Source organism: Maribellus luteus, assembly GCF_003576475.1.
In the GTDB taxonomy this organism is placed as follows: domain Bacteria; phylum Bacteroidota; class Bacteroidia; order Bacteroidales; family Prolixibacteraceae; genus Draconibacterium; species Draconibacterium luteum.
This window is the reverse complement of the sequence record NZ_QWGR01000034.1, coordinates 1-2,013: the sequence shown is the minus strand read 5'-3', so window position 1 is coordinate 2,013 and position 2,013 is coordinate 1. Positions and strand designations below refer to the sequence as shown.

Annotated in this window: 1 protein-coding gene; it reads right to left on the bottom strand. The window is 45.6% G+C overall.

Translation table 11 applies throughout. The annotated features are described in order from the left end of the window. Positions 1 to 2,013 (bottom strand): hypothetical protein (locus D1614_RS25785; RefSeq protein WP_206610135.1); only part of this gene is annotated, 2,013 nt, incomplete at both ends.

Below are 2,013 nucleotides of genomic sequence, written 5' to 3'. Positions count from 1 at the left end.
CTGCGGAACCTGCCCGGTGGTGTCGATATCCGCAATCGGATCGAGGGTTGGATTGGCATTTTGAGAACTTACAATCACCGAAAAAGAAACCGTGTCTTTTTGGTTGTTGTACATTACTTCCCAGCTTTCAAGCGTTGTTCCAACGGGGAACAAACCGGCTGCACCCAGTCCTTCGAGTTGGGTCAGTGTTGCGCAGGATGCCGGTGAAAGGACTTCGGGGTAGTCGATGCTTGTTTCACACATCCCTTCGCCTAAACTGATTTCAATGTCACCGATTTGATTTTCGAGTGCCGAATGCACATACACCATCGTATTACAGGTTGATTTGTTTCCTGCCTCGTCGGTAACGCTGACGCTTACCGGAATTGTATCGCCAATGTTGGAGCAGTCAAACATTGAAGGCATGATTTCAATCTGAAGGTTTTCGTACGAAGATGCATTGTCAGAACTTGAACCGGCAATCATGAAAATGTCTTCATCCGAAAGAGTATACGAATCAGATGACAGCCAAATACTGATTGGAGTGCATGCTGCCACCGGGGCGATCTCATCTTTTACCATTACTTTGGCTTCGCAGGAGGCTTCATTTCCGCCGACATCGCTTACGGTAAGCGTAACCGTGTTTTCTCCCAGGTCATCAGAAGTAAACATGCTTTGCGAAAGCATCATCGAAACGATTTCGCATTCGTCAGTAGATCCGTTGTCGATCATGGATGGATCGATTTCTGCCACACCCTGGGCGTTTAGCGAAACTTCAATGTTTTGGCAAATCGCTTCGGGTGCCGTGTTGTCGTAAACGGTTACAGTTGCGGTACAGGTCGACACGTTTCCTGCAAAATCGCTAACGCTTAACACCACGTTGTTGGGGCCAATATCGGAACAGTCAAACTTTGAAACATCGAGTGAATAAGATGCAATTCCGTCGTTATCGGATGCTTCTTTGATAACATACAAGGGATATATTTTTGATATCCCGTTATCGCCCAGTAAGGTTTCGATGTTTTTGCACGTGATTTCGGGAGGAATAGCATCAAGAGTGACGGTAGAAGTACAGGTGGAAATATTTCCGCTTAAATCCTGCACACTTAAGGTAACGGTATTCGGTCCTGCATCAGCGGCAGTAAAATCGTATTTGTCGAGCCACATGGTATCAATGGCACAATTGTCGAAAGAGCCGCCATCAAGTTGACTGGCAGTAAGTGTAGTGGTTCCGCTTTGTCCGAGCGGAATAAGTGTGTCTTTACATAGAACAATGGGTTTTATGGTGTCCAAAACCTCAATAAGTACATCCTGTATGATAAAGTTGCCTTGCTGGTCTTCTAAGCGGTATGTATTGGTTGTTGTCCCAACCGGGTAATCATCCGTATCATTTAAGCCTGAAACCAGCGTTCTTGTGACGTTACAATTGTCAGCATAAGATATGTCAGCACCGGTTAAAAACACAAGTGTCAGGGTTTGTGTTGCTGCACCACAAGTACTTGCTCCGAAACCTCCCCAGTTATTATTTCCGATGCAAGGCCTGAAAGTAATGCTACTTGAGGCTCCTCCACAGGCACATGTTGAGTTAACATTAACATTTAGCTCAACGGCATCAAAGGGACTTGAGCAGCCTGTGGAGCAGTTGGTGCCAACTGTCCAAACATTACCATCAAGCGCGGGAACAGATAGGTCGGTTCCATCTTTAAAAGCCTGTGCAATTTGTTTCGCCAATCCCACGTCATCCAGTACGAATGTTTCGGGAGATGCAGAACTACTTGCCCGGATTTGGAGAACTTCGTCAGGATCAATCTGGTTTCTGATATTTACCCAGTTATCATATTGCGAAGAACCGGGGCAATAGTTGTTGTTTTGATTAAACGTTTCTGAATAGATTAGCTCTTGCGTGTTCTGTCCGGCAGTAAGTGAAACTTGTGCAGAACAAGTGGTGTCGGAGGCATAATAGGTTAGTAATTCTTTGCCAATATAAACCGGGGCTGTAGTATCGGTAACAGTAACAATTGCCTCGCAAAAGTC